General features: G+C 36.1%; 20 protein-coding genes. 11 read left to right on the forward strand and 9 right to left on the reverse strand.

The genetic code is table 11. The annotated features are described in order from the left end of the window. Positions 1–171 precede the first annotated feature (171 nt). Positions 172–1023, forward strand: a complete 852-nt coding sequence (locus QM491_RS11945) for a M48 family metallopeptidase (protein WP_283327721.1) — start codon at positions 172–174, stop codon at positions 1021–1023. Between the two features lie 131 nt (positions 1024–1154). Here the strand turns inward: QM491_RS11945 and sucC are convergent, their stop codons facing one another. Then, positions 1155–2354, reverse strand: a complete 1200-nt coding sequence (gene sucC / locus QM491_RS11950; protein ID WP_283327722.1) for an ADP-forming succinate--CoA ligase subunit beta — start codon at positions 2352–2354, stop codon at positions 1155–1157. 544 nt (positions 2355–2898) lie between these two features. Here sucC and QM491_RS11955 point away from each other — a divergent pair. From QM491_RS11955 to QM491_RS11965, 3 genes are all read left to right on the forward strand, one after another. Further along, a complete protein-coding gene (locus QM491_RS11955) occupies positions 2899–5952 on the forward strand; it encodes a SusC/RagA family TonB-linked outer membrane protein (RefSeq protein ID WP_283327723.1) in 3054 nt (1017 codons plus the stop codon). A gap of 42 nt (positions 5953–5994) precedes the next feature. Then, on the forward strand, positions 5995–7356 hold the full coding sequence (locus QM491_RS11960) for a RagB/SusD family nutrient uptake outer membrane protein (protein WP_283327724.1): 1362 nt from the start codon (positions 5995–5997) through the stop codon (positions 7354–7356). Between the two features lie 192 nt (positions 7357–7548). Continuing rightward, positions 7549–8202, forward strand: a complete 654-nt coding sequence (locus tag QM491_RS11965) for an ABC transporter ATP-binding protein (protein WP_283327725.1) — start codon at positions 7549–7551, stop codon at positions 8200–8202. Between the two features lie 86 nt (positions 8203–8288). On the opposite strand, the gene QM491_RS11970 is transcribed toward QM491_RS11965, so the two are convergent. After that, the gene (locus QM491_RS11970; protein ID WP_283327726.1) at positions 8289–8696 is read right to left on the reverse strand and encodes a VOC family protein; all 408 of its coding nucleotides are present in this window, start codon (positions 8694–8696) and stop codon (positions 8289–8291) included. A 336-nt stretch (positions 8697–9032) separates the two neighbouring features. Between QM491_RS11970 and QM491_RS11975 the strand changes: the two genes are divergently transcribed. The 7 genes from QM491_RS11975 to QM491_RS12005 all read left to right on the forward strand — a co-directional run bounded on the left by QM491_RS11975 (position 9033) and on the right by QM491_RS12005 (position 16688). Then, positions 9033–10364, forward strand: a complete 1332-nt coding sequence (locus tag QM491_RS11975) for an O-antigen ligase family protein (RefSeq protein ID WP_283327727.1) — start codon at positions 9033–9035, stop codon at positions 10362–10364. Positions 10365–10371: 7 nt separating this feature from the next. Continuing rightward, positions 10372–11523, forward strand: coding sequence for a glycosyltransferase family 4 protein (locus QM491_RS11980; RefSeq protein ID WP_283327728.1), 1152 nt, complete (start codon positions 10372–10374; stop codon positions 11521–11523). A gap of 115 nt (positions 11524–11638) precedes the next feature. Then, positions 11639–12709, forward strand: a complete 1071-nt coding sequence (locus QM491_RS11985) for an acyltransferase family protein (RefSeq protein ID WP_283327729.1) — start codon at positions 11639–11641, stop codon at positions 12707–12709. After that, on the forward strand, positions 12706–13848 hold the full coding sequence (locus tag QM491_RS11990) for a glycosyltransferase (protein ID WP_283327730.1): 1143 nt from the start codon (positions 12706–12708) through the stop codon (positions 13846–13848). Before QM491_RS11985 ends, QM491_RS11990 begins: the two co-directional genes overlap by 4 nt. A gap of 11 nt (positions 13849–13859) precedes the next feature. Continuing rightward, complete coding sequence (locus tag QM491_RS11995) at positions 13860–14768, forward strand: glycosyltransferase family 2 protein (protein ID WP_283327731.1); 909 nt, start codon at positions 13860–13862, stop codon at positions 14766–14768. Positions 14769–14822: 54 nt separating this feature from the next. Further along, entirely contained in the window at positions 14823–15374 is a 552-nt protein-coding gene (locus QM491_RS12000) for a WcaF family extracellular polysaccharide biosynthesis acetyltransferase (protein WP_283327732.1), read from the forward strand. Positions 15375–15485: 111 nt separating this feature from the next. After that, complete coding sequence (locus tag QM491_RS12005) at positions 15486–16688, forward strand: glycosyltransferase family 4 protein (protein WP_283327733.1); 1203 nt, start codon at positions 15486–15488, stop codon at positions 16686–16688. Positions 16689–16744: 56 nt separating this feature from the next. Here the strand turns inward: QM491_RS12005 and QM491_RS12010 are convergent, their stop codons facing one another. The 7 genes from QM491_RS12010 to QM491_RS12040 form a co-directional block, all read right to left on the reverse strand. Next, a complete protein-coding gene (locus QM491_RS12010) occupies positions 16745–17869 on the reverse strand; it encodes a hypothetical protein (protein WP_283327734.1) in 1125 nt (374 codons plus the stop codon). 133 nt (positions 17870–18002) lie between these two features. Next, a complete protein-coding gene (locus QM491_RS12015) occupies positions 18003–18980 on the reverse strand; it encodes a hypothetical protein (protein ID WP_283327735.1) in 978 nt (325 codons plus the stop codon). Positions 18981–18997: 17 nt separating this feature from the next. After that, a complete protein-coding gene (locus QM491_RS12020) occupies positions 18998–20029 on the reverse strand; it encodes a glycosyltransferase family 9 protein (RefSeq protein ID WP_283327736.1) in 1032 nt (343 codons plus the stop codon). Between the two features lie 60 nt (positions 20030–20089). Continuing rightward, the gene (locus QM491_RS12025; protein WP_283327737.1) at positions 20090–21070 is read right to left on the reverse strand and encodes a glycosyl transferase; all 981 of its coding nucleotides are present in this window, start codon (positions 21068–21070) and stop codon (positions 20090–20092) included. 72 nt (positions 21071–21142) lie between these two features. Then, positions 21143–22297: a glycosyltransferase family 4 protein gene (locus QM491_RS12030; protein WP_283327738.1), complete on the reverse strand. Its 1155-nt coding sequence runs from the start codon at positions 22295–22297 to the stop codon at positions 21143–21145. 94 nt (positions 22298–22391) lie between these two features. After that, complete coding sequence (locus QM491_RS12035; RefSeq protein WP_283327739.1) at positions 22392–23222, reverse strand: glycosyltransferase family 2 protein; 831 nt, start codon at positions 23220–23222, stop codon at positions 22392–22394. 173 nt (positions 23223–23395) lie between these two features. After that, a complete protein-coding gene (locus QM491_RS12040) occupies positions 23396–24004 on the reverse strand; it encodes a hypothetical protein (protein ID WP_283327740.1) in 609 nt (202 codons plus the stop codon). Between the last annotated feature and the right edge of the window lie 122 nt (positions 24005–24126).

Here is a 24126-nt window from a genome sequence, read left to right on the forward strand (position 1 = left end):
TGACGAATGTTATACTTTATTACAAAACTACGTCGAAATACTAGAAAATTTAGTACCTTTTTACAACTTTTGCGTCTGAATACAAAATATGTATAGTCACACTGGTATTTTCAATAATTACAGTCTCGAAATGCCAACCGTCATTTTTTATTTATCAATTTACATATCATTATGAAACGTATCTTATTATACATTCCGCTTGTAGTAGCGGGGTTAGTGTGGGCTTGTGGTAGTGTACCTATTACAGGACGTAAACAATTTTTGTTGGTATCTGACGATGAAATGAACTCGATGGCATTGACGAGTTATAAGCAATTTTTAGATACCAATAAAGTAATATCTCCTACTACTCAACAGGCTGCGATGGTAAAAAAGGTAGGAGATAAAATTGCTAGGGCAGCTCAGCAGTATTTTGAGCAAACTGGTAATCCTAATTATTTGAAAGGGTACCAATGGCAAACAGAGCTAGTACAAAGTAGCGAAGTAAATGCTTGGTGTATGCCAGGTGGCAAAATGGTAGTTTATACAGGTATTTTACCAGTAACACAAAATGAAGCAGGTCTTGCCGTAGTAATGGGTCATGAAGTATCACATGCAATTGCAAAACACGGTGCTGAGCGTATGAGTCAAGGTATGATTGCTCAAGGGCTTTTGGCAGCTGGACAAGTGGGTTTGGGAGTTGCGATGAAAGATAAACCCCAAGCAACCCAAAACTTATGGAATTCTGTTTTTGGCGTAGCCGCACCAGCAGGAGCACAACTGACATTATTGGCAAATGGTCGTGGACAAGAATCAGAAGCTGACCATTTGGGATTGATTTTTATGTCAATGGCAGGATATGATCCAAACGAAGCGGTTAGTTTTTGGGGAAGAATGGCAAAATTAGGCTCAGGTTCAAAGCCTCCTAAAATTTTGTCAACCCACCCAACTGACGAACAGCGTATTGCTGATATTAGAAGCATCTTACCAGAGGCTATGAAATATTACAAACCAGCAGGTTCGGGTGGAGTACAGAGAAACTAAAGGAGTGATGAGTTTTGAATGATGAATGATTAGTTGTGAATTAGTACTCACCATTCACCAATATCTTGAATCGTGTTAAATAAAAAAAGCTATCCCGAAGGATAGCTTTTTTGTTGTGAGTATATCTAGAATTAGATAGTTCCAGCTAAAACTTTCTCTACTTTTTCAGCAGCTTCTTTCAAAACTACAGCAGAGTAAACTTTAAGACCTGACTCGTCGATGATTTTAGCACCTTCAGCAGCGTTTGTTCCTTGCAAACGAACGATGATTGGTACAGGAATATCACCAATAGCTTTGTAAGCTTCAACAACACCAGTAGCAACACGGTCACAACGAACGATACCACCGAAGATGTTGATAAGAATAGCCTTAACGTTTGGATCTTTCAAGATAATACGGAAACCAGCTTCTACTGTTTTAGCGTTTGCGCCTCCCCCAACATCAAGGAAGTTAGCAGGCTCGCCACCAGAAAGTTTGATGATGTCCATTGTAGCCATTGCCAAACCTGCACCATTTACCATACAACCAACGTTACCGTCTAGTTTTACATAGTTAAGGTCGTTTGCAGAAGCTTCAACTTCCAAAGGATCCTCTTCGCTAGTATCACGCAAAGCGATAAAGTCTGGATGACGGAACAAAGCGTTATCATCAAGATTCACTTTAGCATCAACTGCCAAGATTTTATTATCTGAAGTCTTCAACACAGGGTTGATTTCGAACATTGAAGAGTCAGTGTTTAAATAAGCTTTGTAAAGAGCGTTGATGAATTTCACCATTTCTTTGAAAGCATCGCCAGACAAACCAAGAGCGAAAGCTACTTTACGAGCTTGGAATTGCTGAAGGCCAACACGAGGATCAATCCATTCTTTGATGATTTTCTCTGGAGAGTGTTCAGCAACTTCTTCGATGTCCATACCACCTTCTGTAGAGGCCATGATTACATTGCAACCTTTAGCACGATCTAATAGGATAGAAAGGTAGTATTCTTTAATTTCAGAAGGACCTGGATAGTAAACATCTTCCGAGATCAAAACTTTGTGAACTTTTTTACCTTCTGGACCAGTTTGGTGTGTAATTAACTGCATTCCTAAGATTTGTTCAGCTTTTTCACGAACTTCTTCTAGGTTTTTAGCAAGTTTAACACCTCCTCCTTTACCGCGTCCACCTGCGTGGATTTGAGCCTTCACTACGTGCCACCCGGTACCAGTTTTGGCCGTTAATTCACGGGCAGCTTCTACTGCCAGTGCTGGTGTATCAACAACGATGCCTTCTTGGATGCGAACACCGTAGCCTTTCAAAATGTCTTTAGCTTGATACTCGTGAATGTTCATTTGATATACAATTGTTTATGAAACTTTAATATACAATACTGGAAAAAAGCTTCCTTTTGGGACAATGCCTCAATAACGGTATAAGGTTTAAGACACACAAAATGTCGTAGAATACAGCTATTGAAGAAATCGCTTGCTAAATTACTGACAAAGTTCTAAACATAGTATTTTTCTTTGCTAAATATTTATAGCCCGTTGATTATTTATCCTTAAAATGAGTTGTAACAGGTACATTGACAGGCGTAAAAATCGAAATTATTTTTGTCCTTCGGAATTAAAAAAATTGACTTGTTAACGATTTTTTTACAACTTGGACTCACTAACATAATTTCGCCAATAATTATATCATTTCTCTTCCCAGAATTATAACTAATTTAAGTTGAGTTTTTTTGCTACTAGTAGTTTATACTCATCTTTAAAGTAGTTATTAGTGAATTTATTTTCATTTTTTATTTTTACGGGTGTAAACTTGTAGGGTGCGTTGTGCTCAATGCAGTCTAATTATTCTATTTTTTTTCATTTTTTAACTAAACACATACACTTCATGAAGAAGCTTTTACTAATGAGTTTCCTGCTTGTGGTTGGTATTTTGTTTCAATCAAATGCCCAAGAACGCAAGATTACAGGAAAGATTACATCTTCTGCTGATGGTTCGGCATTACCGAGCGTGACAGTTCAGGTGGTGGGTACTACAAAAGGTACTCAAACAGATGCACTAGGAAATTATTCAATCATTGTACCGAGTTCGAAATCTGTATTATCATTTCGTTTTGTAGGATTTATAACACAGGAAATACCTGTTGGTAGCCAAACGATCCTTAATGTTACCTTAAAGGAAGATTCAAAGGCACTTGAGGAGGTACTGGTAGTTGGGTATGGTACACAAACCAAAACTAACTTAACAGGTAATGTGGCTCAGATTAGTTCTAAGTCTATCGAAGGCTTGCCTGTAATATCAACAGAACAAGCTATTCAAGGACGTGCAGCCGGTGTTTTTATCGAATCTGGAAACGGTAAAGTTGGGCAAGGAGTAAAGATTCGTATTCGTGGTTCTTCTTCTGTTTCGGCAGGAAATAACCCATTGTACGTGGTGGATGGTATTCCGATTACTTCCAATGATCAATCTACTACTGGTGGACCAACTAACCCAATTGCTGATATCAACTTCAATGATATTGAATCAATTGATGTATTGAAAGATGCAGCAGCTTCTGCTATTTATGGTTCACGTGCTTCAAATGGTGTTGTTCTCATCACAACCAAGAGAGGTAAAGCTGGTAAAACAAACGTAAATATCAATTATTTCTCAGGTTCAAGCGAAGCTACAGGACATAGAGACTTCTTGAATACTGCACAATATGTTGAATTATTTACAGAAGCTCGTGTAAACAATGGATATTCAGCGTCTGGTGGATATACTCGCTTTGATAGATATGCTTTGGGAGAAAGAGCTCGTTGGCAAGACCCAACTTCGGCAAACTATACAAGTACAAACTGGGAGAAACAGGTATTAAGAACAGGTAAAATTAATCAGTTTGATTTGAGTATTACGGGTGGTAATGACAAAACTAAGTTTTATGCTTCTGGCTCTTATAGTAAACAAGATGGTATTATTGTTAAAAATAGCTTCGAACGTATCTCAAGCCGTTTGAATGTAGACCATAAAGCATCAGATAAGGTGTCGTTGGGTATTAACTTCAGTATGGCGAGAACTTTCAATACTCGTTTGTCTAATGACAATGCTTTCTCTACTCCAATGCAAATTATTGCATTAGCGCCACTTTCTCCTGTGATTGACCCTCGTACCGGCGAATATACCGATAGTTATAATGGTGCTGTAGTAACTCAATATTACAACCCGTTGTTGTCAATAAAATATACAGATAACAATACAGAGGTATATCGTAGTATTGGTAATGTTTATGGGCAGTGGAATATCTTGCCTTCATTATCGTTCCGTTCGGAGTATGGTTATGATATGTTGTTCCAAAATGAAGAACAATACTATGGTAAAGAAACTTCACGTAACAATACTACCGCAGTGAATGGTGAAGCATACAAAACAAATACATTGATGTTTAACTATTCTACTAACAACTTCTTTACATTCAATAAAAATCTTAATGATTTGCATGATATTCAGGCAGTAGCAGGTATGTCCTATCAACAGTCAAAGAGAAGCTATTTGGATGCAACTGCAAGAAGTTTTCCGAGTGATTCTTACAAAATGTTGATTTCTGGAGCTACAAAGGCAGATGCAAACTCTACAGAGAACTTTTATTCATTCTTATCATACTTTGGTCGTGTAAATTATAAGCTTAACAATAAGTATTTGTTTGGATTTACAGGTCGTGTAGATGCTTCTTCTCGCTTTGGTACTAATAACAGATATGGTTTCTTCCCATCTGCATCGGCAGGTTGGCTTCTTTCGGAGGAAGAATTTATTAAGAATATTCCACAGATTAGCTATTTGAAAGTACGTGCAAGTTATGGTTTGACGGGTAATGCAGAGATTAACAACTACGCTGCATTAGGTTTATACTCTGCTTCATTCGGGTACGTTGGTACGCCTGGTCAAAGACCAGTACAATTGGCCAATCCTGATTTGAAATGGGAAAAAACCGCTCAGACTGATATTGGTTTAGAGGTTGGCTTCTTGAATAACCGTATCTCTGCTGAAGTAGATTATTATACAAAGAAAACAACGGATTTGTTGCTTAATGTAAACGTACCTGGTACAAGTGGTTATTCTACTTTGTTGAAAAACGTAGGTGAGTTAGAAAACAAAGGTTGGGAGTTTGTATTGAGAACTGATAATTCATTTGGTGATTTGAAGTGGAAAGCATCAATTAACGCTGCAACCAACGCCAATAAAATTTTGAACTTGCAAGGTCAAGTAATTACAGGAGGATTCTTAAACAGAGCTGTAGAAGGTCAGCCTTTAGGTGTTTTTGTAGGGCCTGAATACGCTGGTGTAGATCCTGCCAATGGAGATGCCCTATACTACAAAAATACTAAAAATACTGATGGCTCGATTGACAGAGGTACTACCAACGATGTGAATCAAGCTGAATACGTAGTGATTGGTAATCCAAACCCGAAATGGATTGGTGGTTTCACAAACGAATTCTCTTATAAAGGAATTGACTTCTCGTTTACTTTCCAAGGTGTTTATGGTAACTCTGTTTATAATGGTGCTGGTAAATTTATGTCAGCCAATGGTGATTTTTATGATAACCAAACTATTGACCAGATGAGTCGTTGGCAAAAACCTGGTGATATTACAAACGTACCTCAGGCTCGATATTTAGGAGGTAATGGTACGGCTGAATCTTCACGTTATTTGCAAGATGCTAGCTATACACGTTTGAAAACGATAACGTTGGGTTACACTTTCCCAAGCTCGGTTGTGAATAAATTAAAATTGAGCAAATTAAGAGTTTATGCAACAGCTAACAACTTGTTGACATTCACTAAATACACAGGGTGGGATCCTGAAGTTAACACGGACTATTTGGGTGGTGTAGCTGCTGGTAACGATTTTTACTCAGCACCACAACCTAAGACCATCACAGTAGGTTTGAATCTAGGTTTTTAATTAGGACGAAGTTGAAAAGGTTAACTTAAAATTGAAGAAAAAATGAAATTAAAGCATAAATTAATATATACCATCGCACTTGGCTTATTTCTGTCGAGTTGTGACAATAAATTAGATGTAAAGCCTGTCACCAATATTGATGCTTCATCAGCAGTTCAAACATCTGCCGATGTTGAAGCAATCTTGATTGGTGCTTACGATTCGATGGGTGATGCAGATGTTTTGGGCGGAAACCCTCAACGCGATGCAGAACTCATTGGTGATAATGGTGATATCGAATGGCAGGGTACTTTTGTTCCCCCTGCTCAGATATTTAATAAAAATATGTTGAGAGATAATGGTCAAGCTGCAACTACGTGGTTGGATACGTATCGTACAATCAACGTAGCAAATATTGTATTGGCTAACCTTGGTGTAGTAACTGCTGCCAAGAAAAGTAAAGTAGAAGGCGAGGCCAAAGCAATCCGTGCATGGATGTTGTTCAACTTAGTACGTGTATATGCAAAGGCATACGTTGATGGCGACCCTAAGACTAATTTGGGTGTTCCTATTGTTACAACGCCAACCTTAGAAATTACGACAGCGAGCTTTACTTCGAGAAACACCGTTGAGCAAGTCTATCAACAAATTATTACAGACTTGACTAGTGCAGAATCATTGTTGCCATCAACAAATGGGTTTTATATCGGTAAAAATACAGTAGCAGCTATTTTGGCAAGAGTGTATTTGTCTCAAGGAAATTATGAGTTGGCTCGTCAAGCTGCCAATAGAGTTATTTCTTCAGGGGCGTATGATTTGGCTAAATCTTTTGACTTAGCTTTCAATAATCGTTCAAACTCTTCAGAAGATATTTTTGCAGTTCAGCAGACTGAGCAAGACAATGACAACGGATATAATACCTTTTTTGCATCGCCTGACTATGGTGGTAGAGGTGACATTAAAATAACAGACCAACATTTAGGTTCTTATGAGCCTGGCGATGACCGTGGTTTATTCTTCTATGAATCAGGTGATATCTTTACTGCAAAATGGGCTGATCAGTTTGCCAATATCCCAGTGATTCGTTTGGCAGAAATGTATTTGATTCGTGCCGAAGCTAACTTCCGATTGGGAGGCTCGCCTGTAGGAGCTACATCTTTGGCAGATATTAACCGTGTAAGAGCTCGCTCAAATGCGTCATTGTACACTACTTTAACTCTAGATGCCATTCTAAAAGAAAGACGCTTTGAGTTGGCATTTGAAGGTCATTTGATTCACGATATTAAACGCAACAAGCAAACAATTGTAAAAACGAATGGTAGTGATGTAAGAGTATATCCTTATAACTCACCAAAATTGATATTCCCAATTCCAATGAGAGAAACTGATGCAAATACTCAGTTGATTCAGAATGAAGGTTATTAATCATAGGATTGTTTAAAACAAAAGGCATCAGCTCAAAAGAGTTGATGCCTTTTGTTTTTAGAGATATTTCCTTTTTCAGAAATATTATCGTTTTTTTGCTATTTCAAAAGGAAGCAATCGGTTTTACCGTTTTAATCAAGATGCAGAGAAGGTTGTAAGTTATATGTAGTGCATCTAAAACAGCAGCTAAGAATGTTAATAGCAAAAAATATCATCAAGCGTTATGCTTCGTTGGAGGTTCTTAAGGGAATTGATTTGAATATCACTAAAGGGGAAGTTGTCTCAATCGTTGGTGCCTCTGGGGCTGGCAAAAGTACTTTATTACACATACTTGGTACTTTAGATCAGCCAGATTCTGGAAGTTTAATCATCGATGGGCAAGATGTGACTCAGCTAGGAGAGAAGGCTTTGGCTACTTTTAGAAATGAAAAAATTGGTTTTATTTTTCAGTTTCATAACCTTTTAGGAGAGTTTTCAGCACTAGAAAATGTCTGTATGCCTGCATTTATTAATGGAAAGGGAGACAAAGCTATAAGAGAAAGAGCAGAAGAATTACTGGTAATGTTAGGACTCAAAGATAGAATCAACAATCTACCTTCGCAAATGTCGGGCGGCGAGCAACAACGTACTGCTGTAGCTAGAGCGTTGATGAATGCTCCAGCCATTATTTTTGCCGATGAACCTTCGGGTAACTTAGATTCCAAAAATGCACAAGAACTACATGAGTTGTTTTTTACCTTACGAGATAAATTTCAGCAAACTTTCGTGATTGTTACTCACAATGAGGAACTTGCCAACATGGCAGATCGAAAGCTCGTTATGCAAGATGGTTTGATTGTAAATTGATTTGAATTGTATTATGCTAGGTATTAAAAGCTTCAGATAGGTAAATTGTAGAATCTTAAAAATTATACCTAGCATAATATTATTTATTAGCTTGTTCTACCACCGACAATTTTATCGTATTCGGTGTCGTAGGGCTCCCAAAGCTCAATCTTGTTGCCCTCAATGTCCAAAATATGAACAAATTTGCCAAACTCTAATTCTTCTATTTCATCCAAAATAGTCACACCTTCAAGTCGGAGTATTTCTACTAATTCTTTTAAATTATCGACACGATAATTAATCATAAACTCTTTATTGGATGGTGCAAAGTATTGAGTACTATCAGGAAAAGGGCTCCATTGAGTAAAGCCTTTTTGTTCATCCATTTGACGCCACTCAAAGTTTGTTCCATATTCATCAGTATTGAAGCCGAGGTGTTCTTCATACCAATTTTTTAATTGTTGTGGATCTTTACATTTAAAAAAGACACCACCGATTCCTGTCACTCTTTTCATCTATATTATTGTTAACTTGGTTTTGACTAAGCAAGGCAGACAATTTCAAAATTGTTATATACTACCTGAAATTTGATACAATGTTAATGAAAAAAAAGATAAACTAACAGTAATCTGTTGAACTTCAATGGTCTGTGATGAGACAGATGCTCACGATAAAGTTTTAGTAATAGTTTTATTGTATAAAGGTCGTAAAAGTAGTAAGAGAAGACAATTGACGTGTTGATACTATCGAATACTAAGTTGACAAGTTGTTTGTTTACTTTACAAAGAGATTAGTGTTAAATTGCGTGTTGTTTGATAAGATACTGTAGGCGATTCATTATTTTTGCAGAGATGAAACTTTTTGATTTTAAATATACACGCCAATCCATTGGTATTTTCCTCGTATTTATGGGGTCTTCTTTGATATTTTTCTTCAAAGAAGCACTAGGTTTTGGAGGTTCCTCAACATTCACATTAGCAAGTTTTTTTGTGGGTTTTGCATTGATGTTATCCAGAGATACCTTTAGAAAGTTCTACAAATTAAATATACCTATATTTCGCTTGGGGATGATTTTTACAGGGATTTCTCTGATTTACTTTTATGCCTATAATGATGTGTACACCGATAGCTATATCGTAGGGAGAGATATAGCTAATTATGCGTTGATTGCCATTTATTTTATTATGCTAATCTTTGTTTCTAATGAAATCAAAGACTATTTCCTGCCTGTAGTTGTAGTGTTGACCTTTATTGGGAGTATCTGCTTGATCTACTCTATGATTAGTAATCCCTTATTTATTTTAGGACAAAGAGCAACAGTTGTATTTGGTGATGGAACCTCAGCACAAGGTGGAAACCCTCACGTATATGCAAGAAATGCGTTTGCTGGGATATTTGCTTCGTTTTTTATGTTAAAAACAAAAAACTCGTTGTGGAAAATCTTTTGTGCGTTGAATATAATTATCTCATTGGTATTATTAGTCATGGCACAGGTGAGAACGATTCTCCTCACTTTTTTTATCGCAGTTGCGCTATATGTTTATTATAATTCTTCGGCTAAAGATATCAAGAATTTGATAAAAGGATTCTTTAGTAAGAGAAACATCTTAGTTTTCGCATTTTTCATTGCTGGGGTAGTCTATTTTTTCATGACTCATGAAGCTGTCTTAGGTATTCTACTTAATTATTATGAAAATTCGAGTACTGCTCTTACCAAAGCTTTATTGACTGCTGCGGGTATGGCCGATGAAAAAACACTCGACTATTCTGCGTTGGGTCGAGTAAGTAATCTTGAGTTTTTTAAAGCTATTCTATTCAATGAGCCACATTCTTTAATTTTGGGTAAAGGGTATCGATTTTGGTATATGGATATGCCTATTGTAGAATCATTGTTGGATTATGGGATTATAGGTTTTTGGAGTTTTGGCTTAATGAATTTGCTAATTTTGAAAGAATCATTACTTGCCATGAAGCGACGTGATAATATGTTCACTATGTTTCTTGGTTACTTTTATCTAACTTATTTTCTAGGATTATTTACAGGAGGAAGACCCAACGATTCTGCATACTGGTTTGTGTTTGCTGTTATGATTCGCTTTGTTGGAGTAAAATACCTTGAGCTGACTCCAACAGCATCTCACATAGAAAAAAGTACTAACAGTTCAGTTAATCCGACCATATAAGTGTAGCATGAAGGTATTAATTTTTCATAATGTCCTTTGGGCACATTATAAGTCTATATTATTTGATGAGCTCTATAACGTAAGTCAGCAAGTTGACGATTTTGAATTATTGGTTTGTCAAATTGCAAAAACAGAAAAAAGCCGTTTGGCGATGGGGAATTTTGATACATCAACAATAAAATATCCTTACGAGTTAATTCACGATGGAATTATTGAAGAGGTATCTTTATCGACTAGAACCAAAGGAATGATTAATGCAATAGCCAAATTCAAACCTGATGTAGTAAATGTGGCAGGATACTATGATTTGGCATTTTGGGCTGTTACACTATATTGTAAGGTTAAAGGAATAAAGGTTATATTATCTAATGAGTCTACAGCAAATGACCATGTTCGTAGTACTTTACGTGAATTATTGAAAAAGATATTTGTCTCACAGATGAATGGTTTTTTTAATTTTGGTTCATTATCATCTCTTTATATGGTCGAATTAGGTGCCAAACCAGAGCAACAGCTAGTAAATAAAAGTTGTGTCGATAATGATACTATTCGCTTGATATATAATCAAGAATATACCAAAGGCGAACAAAGAAAAAGGCAGTTACATCTTTCAAAACATAACTTTATATTTGTTGGTAGACTGATTCCATTCAAAAATTTAGCTTTTTTATTGCAGGCATTTAAACAGGCTAAAGCTAAATGTAGCTCTGAATGGGGATTAATTATATTGGGCGATGGTGAACAGAAATCAGAATTAGCCTCGATAGTATCAAATGAAAAGATTCAAGATGTAACATTTTTGCCAGGAGTGGGCTGGAAAGAGGTGCCAGCATACTTGGCGTTGTCTGATGTCTTGGTTTTGGCAAGTTATTCAGAACCTTGGGGATTGGTTGTAAATGAGGCTATGGTCTGTGGAATGCCCGTTTTAGTTTCGGAATCGTGTGGTTGTGCACCTGACTTAGTGCAAAATGGGAAAAATGGATTTACCTTCAATCCGCATTCAATCGAATCTCTAGTTGAAAAGTTGGCATATTTTATGAGCAACTCAGACCAAATTCCTACTATGGGAATGGTCTCTGAAGAAATCATCAATTCATATACGCCCAAAACAGTAGCAGAAGAAATGTATGCCGCTTTTAAAAAAGTGCTTAATAAATAAGTATAAAAATGGAATTTTGTGTACGAGTGTAAGCATATCTGTATCCAGAATTTACTGTCATTTTATTCATAAAAGAAGTTACTTTTAAGTAAATATCTTTATACAGAAGATAAATATGCCTCCAAAAAGAATATTAAACTCAATACAGGTATTAAGAGGAATTGCCGCATTTGTTGTACTAATATATCATGTGTCTAGTTATCAGAAAATGCATTATTCTCAAGCAATTTTCGGAGATATATTTCGAATTGGCTTTGCTGGAGTAGATTTATTTTTTGTGATTAGTGGCTTTATTATTTACTACACAGCGAATGGTTTGATTGGAAAACCTAATCAGTTTTTGAGCTATTGGAGTAAAAGAAGTATTAGGGTGTTTCCTATTTATTGGCTTGTAATTTTGTCGATTCAGTTATTGCAATGGTTTTTGTCCAAACAACTCCATGTGGTCCATTTTACAGTTGAGTATGATATGAATTTTTGGAATACGCTAAAGACATATACCTTATTCCCTAATCATATTGCCATAGACCCTGTTACTTGGACATTGAGTCATGAATTGTATTTCTATACTTTATTTTCATTACTAATTCTGTCACAACGTTTATGGTTTTTACCTATTATCGTATTTTGCTTGTCGGTTCATAATTCTTTCTTTCATCCCTACGGAGAACCTTCTTCGGGATTTTCGTATTATAACTTTTTATTCAGCAATTATAATATTGAGTTTTTATTGGGATGTCTCATTTGTAGATATTTAGAAAAAATACAACTGAGCGTATTTATGTCTTTGGGAGTCTTACTGGCAGCTTTGTGTATAATAGGGGTTTGGGGGTACGATGTGGGTGACTATGATAATTTTAAAAGAATATTAGTTTTTGGTTCTAGTGCGTGTTTAGTTTTAGTTAGTTTTTTAAGCCTAGAAAATGCAGGAATAATAAAGGCGCCTCAATCTCTAATTTTATTAGGGGGGGCATCTTATGTATTATATTTGATACATTTTCCGACATTCCTGATAATGAACAAACTTCCATCGGCCATCGGAATAAAGCTTGATGCCACTAATGCTTCAATATTTAATTACATGGTAATTTTAATAAATGTACTTTTGGCCATTTTAATTCACAAAAAAATAGAATTACCACTTACTACTAAGTTAAGCCATTATTTTAAGAGATCTAATAAATGAAAATTTTACATATTTGCGCCTATACTTGGGACATGGGAGGCCCCCCAAAAGTTATATATGACAATGCAGCAATTCAAGTTGCCAATGGAGCTGAAGTTACGATACTAACTCCAATTTCTGAGGGACAAAAGCTGTATCCTGCCCCCGATGGAGTAAATGTAGTTGCTTGTAAACGTCATAAATTAGCTCGATTTTGGACTGAGTTTTCACCAGAGTTATATACTTGGTTAAAAAACAATGGCGATACATTTGATATATTGCATTTGCATGGAATATGGCACTTTGGAAGTGTAGCCCCATTTTTGTTAGGATTAAAGGCTTCAAAGTGTATAACAATACACGGCTTGTTGCGTCCATGGGCATACCGAAATGGATACTGGAAAAAGCTTATATTCAAATGGCTTTTTCAAAAGAAAGCATTACTTAATGCCGAAATGATACATGTATATTCAAAAGAAGAATATCATGATGTAATGGAGTTTCTGGGCGAATCTCATCCCAATGTTGTCATAATTCCCAATGGAATAGAAATAGAGCCTTTTGAAAATCTCACCTCAAAAACGTACTTTCAAACTTCGCTGGGTTTTCCTGAAAATAAAAAAATAATCTTATTCTTAGGAAGAATAGACTTCACAAAAGGGCTTGATTTATTGCTCCCTGCTATTCAAAAATTATCTAATGAACGTAGCGATTTTATCCTTGTATTAGCAGGCCCTGATAGTGGTTATTTAGACTTTACGAATACTTTTATTAAACAAAATCGAGCTGAAGATTATATAAAGTGGATAGGGATGAAGACGGGTTCAGAAAAGCTTGACGCATTTGCAGGAGCAGATATATTTGTATTGCCATCTCATACCGAGGCATTTTCTATTGCAGCATTAGAGGGATTGATGTCTGGTACTCCTTCCGTTTTTTCAGATAAAGTTGGTTTTGCTGAAGAAATTATTGAAACAGAGTCGGCTATAATCGTAGATTTGGATGTAGATTCCATTAAGAATGCAATAAACAGGCTTTTGAGTGACGAAGAGGAAGGTAAACGTATTGCCAAAAATGGTCAACATTTGGTGCGAACTCAATATGATATTCGTGTGGTAGGAAAACGAATTATGAATGAGTTTGTTAAAATTATGAAATAAACAATTACAGTATGCAACAAGATATATCAGTAATCATTCTGACCTTTAATGAGGAAAAACATATTGCCCGCTGTATTAAGTCGATTTTGCCATTTACTAATAAAATTTTTATCGTTGACTCTGGCTCTGTCGACAAAACGGTGAAAATTGCCGAAAGTTTAGGTGCTGTAGTTCAGTACAATCCTTGGGTAAATTATGCGCAACAATTTAATTTTGGTATTGAAAACAACCCTCATAAAACCAAATGGTTGATGCGTATGGATTCGGATGAGTATATCATGCCTGAATTATCAGAAGAGATTACCCAAAAATTAGGGAATTTATCTGACAATATTTCGGGAATATATGTAAAGCGTCGAGTAATGTTTTTTAATAAATGGATTCGTCATGGTGCATATTATCCTATTTGGTTGCTTAGAATTTGGAAAAATGGAAAAGGCGTTTGTGAAGAAACTTGGATGGATGAACATATCAAAATTACGGAAGGCACCACCCAGAACTTTTTGAATGACATAGTAGATCACAATTTGAATAATCTAACTTGGTGGACTCAAAAACATAACCTGTATGCTATTAGAGAAGTAATAGACTTACTCAATATGAAATACGACTTTCGGGATTTTGAATCAGTCGAGCCAAAGTTATTCGGTTCTCAAGAACAGCGGAAAAGGTATTTGAAAATGAAATATGCCTCTTTACCTTTATTTACGAGACCTTTTATGTATTTCATATATAGATACTTTTTTAGGTTAGGTTTTTTGGATGGAACCAAAGGTTTGGTTTGGCATTTTTTACAGGGTTTTTGGTATCGTTTTTTGGTAGATGCTAAAATATTTGAAGTGTATCAGCGTGTTGGGAAAGATAAGAATGCAATTGTTGACTTTTTTCAAAAAGAATATAATAAGAACCTTCGTTCGTAGTTTAAATAATAAATGGAGGGAAGCGATAATAGCGTAAGAGATAACTTGAAGACAATGTTCAAAACAGATTTGTCTAAATATGATAATTCATGGTATAATCCAGGGTCAAAAGTAAAAATCATACTTTGGTTCTTAGTCAATACCTGTGTAATTAATAATTACCTACCTATTCCAGTTGGTTTGAAAATTGTAGTATTACGGTTGTTTGGAGCACAGATAGGTAAAGGTGTCATGATAAAACCAAAGGTAAATATCAAGTATCCTTGGTTTTTGAAAGTCGGTGATTATGTCTGGATAGGAGAGGAGGTTTGGATTGATAATTATACATGGGTAACCTTAGAAAATAATTCATGTATATCGCAAGGGGCGATGCTACTGACTGGCAATCATAACTATAAAAGCTCTGGTTTTGGACTTATGATTGGCGAAATCAAACTGGCAGAAGGGGCATGGATAGGAGCCAAGGCTGTTGTGTGCCCAGGAGTAGCCGTTGAATCACATGCAGTACTTTCTGTAGGGTCTATTGCAACCAAAAACCTAGATTCGTACTCTATATACCAAGGTAACCCTGCGGTTAAAGTTAGAGACCGAAGCATTTTATCCTAGTAATTCTTGTTGTTTTATAGAATAGTTGTAAATTCGATAATAAATTTTAAGGAGTTTCTCCGATATTGCTCTTACTAAAAATTGAATTTTAGGGCATTTAGTTAAGTGGTTATGAATAGTATTTTTACTGAAATATACAATGATAGGCTTTTTCAAATTACAGTTTCAGCGATAGTAGCAGTTATTGTTTCGGTGGCCGCTATACCTGTAATTATCAAGATTTCTCGTTTGAAAAATCTGATGGCTGAACCTGGCGAAAGAAGCTCACATATCAAAAAGACCCCTACTTTAGGCGGTGTCGCTATCTTTGCATCCACGCTTATTAGTTACTTCCTTTGGAGCAATCCTGATGAAGGAGAATTTGTGCACCTTTCTATTTCGGCAATGGTGATTCTTTTTTTCTTAGGAGTCAAAGACGATATTCTGGTACTGTCTCCCAAGAAAAAGATGTATGTACAAATTGCAGCATCAGCGTTAGTGGTTGTGTTTGGTGATGTTCGTCTCGAAAATTTGTTTGGAATTTTTGGTATCGACGAGATTCCTTATATTTTGAGTTTGCCACTTACCGTATTTGTATTTATTGCTTTGATCAATGCCATTAATCTTATCGATGGAATTGATGGATTAGCAGGTGGGATAGGTATGATTTGCGGAGGATTATTTGGCTTGTGGTTTTATTTGAATGGCTATTTTGCATTAGCTTGTTTGGCATCATCAATGGCTGGTTCACTTTTAGGTTTTTTACGTTTTAATTATTCTAAAACATCCAAAATCTTTATGGGTGATACTGGATCTTTAATAGTCGGGTTTTTATTGACAATGTTTGCCATTAAGTTTGTTCAATTAAACATTGCTTACCGTTTTGATCCTAATGCCTTATTTAGTGCACCAATCTTGGCAATTGTTGTACTGATTGTCCCAATTTTTGATACACTCCGTGTTTTCATTGTTAGATTAAAAGATAAAAAATCGCCTTTTGTTGGCGATAGAAACCATTTACATCATATTTTGATAGATAGCGGCATGACTCACCTTCAGGCTTCTGTTGTACTTTGGGTGTTTACGGTTGTATCTACTATTGCTTTTTTGTTTATTACTAAAAATAGTGATAATACCACTTCTCTTTACATTCTTGCAGGGTTATTTGGGGTTTATATGTGGTTATCACATATTCTGAAAGCTAGAAACGCTAGACGTCAAGAAATACTTGATGCAGAGGAAGCTGAAGCAGAGAGACAAAAAGAAATTCAAGAACAACAAGCTATTTTATTAGAGGAAAAGAAATTAGCCAAGCCTGCTTTAGAAATTCGATAGTGATTACGATATAAAATAAAACCCTGTTAGCAATACTAACAGGGTTTTTTATGGTGTTAGGGAAGGTATTTTGCAGTTTCTTTAAGTTTTTTATCAATTCTACTAAGTACCATTTCACTATTTTTAAGCTTCTCTATACTTTCTTTCGAGCCATTGTCTACTTCTTGTTTGAGAGCATCTCTAATTGAAGTCCATTTCGTTTTCTGCTGATTTAATAATTCTTGTTGCAAAACAGCCTCATCTTGTGTGAGTGCTCGTTTAGTTCTAGTATTATTTTTCGAAGATGAGCTTTCAGTTGAATTTTTGTCAGAAGATTGAAACCCTACTGTTGAAGTACTCGATTTTTGTGTTGTCTCTGTGGTACTAGTTGAATTTTGAGAGGTACTTGTATTGCTACTATTGGTATCGATTCCTAATTCTTCACTTAATTGAGCATTTGCTTTGGCAATTGCAGTAGAGTCGGCGCTAGGAGTTTTGCTGAGCTGAACCGAGTCGACAATTGGAATTGTATCACCGTTTAAGCGATGGCTATTTGAACTGTACCAGAGAAAGAAGGCAATCCCGCCAGCGATTAACCCCAAACTTGTCCAAAGAATAAGCGAATTTGTTTCTTTGTCTTTACTCTTAGGTTTACTGACCGAGGGAGTAGAGGTGATTACTTTCTCAACTTTAGCTTCTTCAACAGGTACTAAAGGTTTTACGACTGGTGATTCTTCAGACTTTTTACTATTGATAACTTCTAAAATGACAAGGTTAATTTTTAACTTTTTTTGAGGGTCTACAGCGTTTTGCAAATTTTGAATACCATTTTCTGGCGTATTACTTTTTTGCAAAATTTCGTCAATTTCGTTATCAGATAGATGCTTTCTTAAGCTTTCGCTACATATCAATAACTTGTCACCTTCGTTTAGGGTAAAACTAATGATGTCTAGTTTAGATGGACGAGCCAAAAATTGAAGTTTGTGACCTTTTCGGCTTAAGTAACAATGAGTATCACTAATCCAGTTCATCAAAGAGGTATCTGCCAAGTCCCACGAAACTTGTAATTCATGGTCTGGATTAGACTCTTTAGCGATTTTGGTACCCAAATGAAAAACCTGTAAAATAGAGTCTCTCATGGCACGGTATGCTGTTTCTGAATCTTCTGGTTCAAGAATATTTTGTGAATAATTTGTATCCATCGTAAGGAATAAGGAATGTTGTGGATTCCGTAGTAGAGGTTATAAGATTGATTACTACTGAGCAAATGACTAACGATTGGAGGAGAACAAAAAACATGCCGAATCTCAGCTCTTTTCGACATATTCCATTAAGTTACTGGACTTCAAACTCTTCGATCCAATCAATCATTTTTAAACATCCCTTTTCGATAGCACTACTCAAAAAGTTTTTTGATACTTTAACCTCTACTTTGCCCATGCTTGGTACAAAGCTTTCAAACCCCTTATACTTTTTGACGTTCATGAGATAATCACTTTGTAACTTCTTTAAGGTTTTGAGTGTTGACTCACTGAGTCCAATCTGATTTTTGAAATAGCCCTTTTGCGTAGTTAAGGACAATTGTTGCCATTGAAGAATATGCAATGGAAATGACTGTGCTACAACATAATTGCCATTTTCATTAATTGAAAGCGGATTTTCGATCCAATTGTATGGGTGATAATGAGTTCCTATTTCAGATTGTATATATACCTTTTCTTGAAAAATGGGAATGAAATTTAACCAAAGTTGTTCTGCACCAAATCCATGACAAAAATCGAAATAACCTTTATCTTTCGTTCTTTCTTTCCAATAGGTTAAAAAGTTATGGGCTTGTGTGCTTGGTTTGAAGCCCCAAAATCCAGCATTATAGAGTCCAGCATTTAAAAATGATGGCTCATTGATAGGATGCTTTGGATTACGTTGTTGTGTAATATTTGAGCTCAAAACAATGTCATGTTCATCAAGAATTTGCCAAGTTTTTGCTAAAGATTGAAAAAGTTGAGTTTGACTTTCAAGAAAAACAATTTTGTCTGCTTGGTACTTTTTCTCCAAAAATGACGCAAAATAAGGTTTTAGCGAGCGGGTAAATTCATCCACTGTGTATCTTTCTGCCATTTCTGATAAAAAAGGCAAACCTAATTCATCGGCACCTATGATAGGAAATGCTGTAGCGGGTAAATTGCTAGGCAAACGGTCTGCAATACCGATGACAAATTTTGTATCAGGTTCGTGTTTCTGTAAGTCTTCGCCCAATACAAGTGCAAATGGTATTTGAGAGATTGAGCAAACTGTATAAACTAATTGTATCATATTTGAATGGAGTGATGTTAGGATATAGAAGTACTTTGAATATGTTTTTCTATCACATCCCAAACTACTTCAAATGGCAAATCAGCACAAGGTTTTTGTCCATCGGTAATAATAGTGGCATTGTTGGTAGCATATCCACCTGAGTAGGGAAGATATTTATCAAAATTCACAAATCTTCCGAATAATAGTAATCCATACGTTCCAACGGCATTGGCCAAATGAGCAGGTCCACTATCAACGCCTATAAAGAACTGTGCTCTACGGATAATCTCGGCTGTTTGGAGCAAACTAAATTTACCACAACAATTAATATATCCTGCTAAAGATTGATTCAAGCTACTTTTTAAGCCTACTTCAACAACATGATAGCCAAGAGTATGGAGGCGTTGAATGAGGTTTTCCCAATGATATGTTTGCCAATCTTTGGGCGAAAAGTTGGAGTGACAATGAATTGCAACAAATTTTTGAGGTAGAGCTTGCAGGTCTATTTTTTGTTTGTCGTCTTCGCTGATATATACTTTGGGAGTTTCTTCGCTCAAAGGCAAACCGCCTACTTTGGCAAACACTTCTAATAAATTTCCAAATTGGAAATAATTTTTCACATGAATTCCTAATTGTTCTGCATAAGGGTTTGTCAAAAAAGTAAGTGTTGGTATATGAAGGCGTAACTCTGGCATGTGAAGATTATAAAAAATATCAAAGTTATGGTGCCTGCTAGTGAGGATACTTTGATACAAATTGGTTTCTTCAATAGTGTAGTCGATATGGGGATTACTATCAATGAGTTCTCTAAATGGTTTGCGAACAATCCAAAATACCTTACTATTTGGATGCTTTTGTTTAATAATACGAGAGAGAGGCTCTGCGGCTACAATATCTCCAAAATGCTCGGCTAGTAGTACGCCAATCATCTGTTTTTTGGGATTTTTTAATTTAATCTGACCAACAAACAAATAACTTTGAGCGAATCTCCAAGCTGGGATATATTGTTGAACAATGTATTTATTATAGCGATGTTTCCAGAGGTCAATAAAACGCTGAATGCCCATTTTTACTTTAAGATTTGTCTGAAATTAATTAGATAGCTATGACTATCCAACATATATAAATTAACGATTTAATAGGGAAACCACTTTGCGAAAAGGCATTTGTAAAGCCTTTCTGACACGTATATAACGTTTAACCTTGGGTGGTTTGATGTAAAAACAAGGAATTTTGATATAATAATCGTTAAAGTTGTCTTTCAGTTTTTGGGCATAATACTGAAACAATGGCACAATATCGGGTCTGTTTTCAAAGCTCGAGCGATTTTGGTATTTCGAAACCTCGTTAGGTTTTTTTAATTCATAGCCACTATAATGGAAAAAAATCAATGGCTTTTCATTGATAAAATATTTACCATCTCTCGTACTCACTGTGCGCTCGTGCAAGTTCCAATAAGCCATATTATAACCTGGATATTTATCTACCAATACGTCATTTGGATAGAATAAAGGGACAAAATTAATCCAATGCTGGTCTACAAATAAGCCATTGCAAAGGTCAATTCTACAATCTTTCTCTAAGCGATCTTTCCACCAGTTTACCATGTGATAAGTGGCTTCACTTCGAGAGGTTGCAATAAATCCTAGATTATAAAGCCCCGTGCTCAAATGGTCAGTTTCTTTAGTATTCAGATCGTCATTGATAGGTGAGCATATATGTGGTGTTATCACCATCGGATATTTTTTCAAAGAATCTTCGAGAGGTTTCAAGCTATCAAAAACAATGATGTCTGGATCAAAGTAGATAACGTTTTGAATATCAGGGCGATTCTTATAGAAATAATCGATAAAATAGGGCTTTACGGCGGTGTTGAGCTCAGTGATATTATAGTTTTCACACATTTGTTCAAATGATTCGATATTGATTTTATCAATTTCGAGCATTTGAAAAGGAGGGATTTTATCTGATTCAAGCGCCACTTTGTCGAGCCTGTCTACCAAACCAATTACAAATTCTATGGATGGGTTTTGTTCTTGCAAGGACTGCCCCAAGGTTTGGGCTTGGGCCAAATAGTTAATCGAACAAATAGTAAATGCTAAAGTCATAATCGTTTTCAGCTAAACTGTTGGCAAATTGCGCCAGTCTAATTAAGTTGTTTTGGGTTCGGTTGAGAACTATTAGGAAATATGCAAAATTGTCAAAAATTCATGAAATGCTTTTTCTGTTGCATGTCTTTGAAGGACTTTCTTTCGAGCAACTTTTCCCATTTGTAAGCGACACGCTGGGTTTTCTTTGATACTTACAATGGCATTTGCCATAGCATTCAGCGAAAGATAAGGCACAATAATACCTGCATCTGTTTCAATTAAATCTTGAGCACCACCAGCATTTTCAAAACAAACCATCGGTTTTTGTAATAAAGCTGCTTCTAAAACCACCAAAGGATAAGGGTCTTCGCGAGAAGTGAGTGCAAAAATATCAAAAACAGCCAAGTAGTCTAATGGGTTGCTTACTGCTTCTACAAACCTGATATTGTGTAAGCCTAATCGTTGAGAATCTATTGAAAAAATCTTAAAATCATTTTGTGAGTGTGAGCCACCTATCCAAAGGAAATAGATATTTTGTTGCTGCAAAATATGTGCAAGTTGAACAAATAAATCTGTTCCTTTTCTTAAATCGATGGTGCCCATACCACCAACCACGAAGGCGTCTTGTGGTATTCCAAGTTCTTGTTTGAGAGTATCAACTTTAGTGCTAGAAATGTGATAATCTTGCGCTGACTCAGGTAAAAGGGAACATAAAATATCTATTTTTTGCTCAGGAATCTCAAACTGTTGCATCAAATTTTGTTTGACCGAATTGGCACAAGCAATAAACTTTTGGGTGCAACGTAAGGTATTGTTTATTGCCTGTTGCGACCCATTATACATTTCGATACCCATTCGAAGCTCATGAATATACGAGTAAATAGGAATATTGAGTTGACTTAATTCTTCGAAAATATCACCATTGGTAAAAGTGTTTGATACGATTAAGTCAAATTTTTGACTTGCTAAGGTCTGCCAAACATGACTCTTTTCTGTGCTGGTTTGACCCAATTTGGATTTTATTTTTTGAAGAATCTGATTTTTTAATCCGATTGTTTTCTCCTGATGAAGAAGGTATGTTGGGGCAATGGATTCGTATTCTTGAACTAATGGACCGTCGTGCTTGAGAAGTACCGAAAACTTTACTTTACCATAGGATTTTAGCAATTTCAAAAATCTGAGTAATAAAATTTGGGAGCCTGCACGATTGGCATCGTGACCCACAAAAAGTATGTTTTGTATCATAAAAATAAGCTTCGACGGAAATTTGGATTTCAAAATTACAAAATAATCTTGGATTCTCTGAACCTTCTACTCGTTCATCGCAAGAATGCTCGGCTTATTGGGACAATTTCAAACCCTCAAGAATTTCCTCGTAACGCTGTATGGTTTTAGTTAAAGTTTTTTGTAAATTTTCTTCAGACTCAGCCAACAAAGCCTCAAACATTTGTTTGCGGTTTTCCAGAAAAAAGTAATTCTGAGGCGTATGAATACTCGTCATGCCGCCACGGTGCTTGCGATAGCAGCCCATCGTTTCTGGGAAGAACTTTATTTTGCCAAATTTAGCGGCCTGAATAAAGATTCCAATATCACCACTGGCGCTTTTCCACCACCAAGGAGCTAAGCCATTTTTGAAAACATTCCGAAAAACAGTGCTAGCAGTACCCAAAATCCATTCTTCGTCCTTATATAAGTCATCTAGCGTTGAAACTTCTTTTTGATTTAAGACATTAAAAGGATGGCTTTCAGAACCATCTTCATAAATGACTTCAAGCTGATGGTGAGTTAAAGCAAAATCTGGATGTTGGTCTAGGAAATCTACTTGTTTTTGGAGCTTATGTGGGTCTGTCCAATAATCGTCACCTTCACACAAAGCGATGTATTCACCACGAGCCTTACCAAAAATAAAGGCTACGTTATTTTTCCCACCCAACTCACGAGGAGAGGTAGGTCCAAGGTTGATAGGATGTAAAAAAGCTTTAATTTGAGGATAACGCTGGCTATACGTCTGAATGATTTCGGCGCTATTGTCTGTAGAAGCATCATCGCCAATGACAATTTCATACTCGAAATTCACCTGCTGTGTGAGTGCTCCATCCAACATTTGCGCAATGAATTTACCATGATTATACACAGGCACAAGGATACTTACTTTGGGCAATTTTTCCATAAATCAATTTTTTAACATTGTTTAGACAATGAGCCTACAAAAATGCTAGGAAAATGCTGAGCAAGCAAAGATAATTATGGGAATGTTTCAAACGTATTGCTTCTTTAGAGTATAAGTTATTAAAGGGTGATTAGTCAGGTTTTTGAAGTCTAGTTTAGTTTCAAAAAGACAAATTAATGTGCTTGAATAAAAGGAAGGAAATCGTTGATAGCGTATCTGTTATTGGCAAATTTTAAAAAGGCGGAGCTACCACCGATTGTAGCATAATCTTCATCATCACCCATTGAACCTATGTCTGTATCCCCTGGATTAGGTGACCAGCTCTTAAACTCTAATATCTTTGTGCCTACTCGGGCATCTGGTTCGCAATTGGCTAAAGGCCCTGTTAACCGATCTTCAAATTGGGTCGGAATTATCGAATGGTCGCTATTTAGTACTTTTAGCATAGACATAGCTCCAATTACATGACCTTGGTTTCCTGATGTAATCCCTGAACTAAATACAGAGCTATAACCTGATGTATTCTTAAAGGTATTAATAAAATATGCTACATCTTTGATATATTTATCCATCTTGTTTACATGACTGGCAGCACTTGTACCACAAGTATTACAACCAGCCAATACATTTTTTTCTATTATTTTAGAAATCTCAGCGGCAGGCAATAAAGCCACATCACGCATAGCTTTAACATTTTTGATAGTTTCAAAATCAGTGCGTTGTCGGTCATTTGCTCCGCTTCTGCCTGCATAGATGTGTTGGCATCGGTGATGTTGGTACATAATTTTTCTACTGCAGGGATATTATTTCCTCGTTGTGCCAACTGCTCCAGCTTTCTACATAAACTTATACTTGGTTTTCGAGCCAAGCAAATAGTACACTCAGGTTCGTCTTTTCAACAAAA

The organism is Flectobacillus longus (genome assembly GCF_030056705.1).
Classification (GTDB): domain Bacteria; phylum Bacteroidota; class Bacteroidia; order Cytophagales; family Spirosomataceae; genus Flectobacillus; species Flectobacillus longus.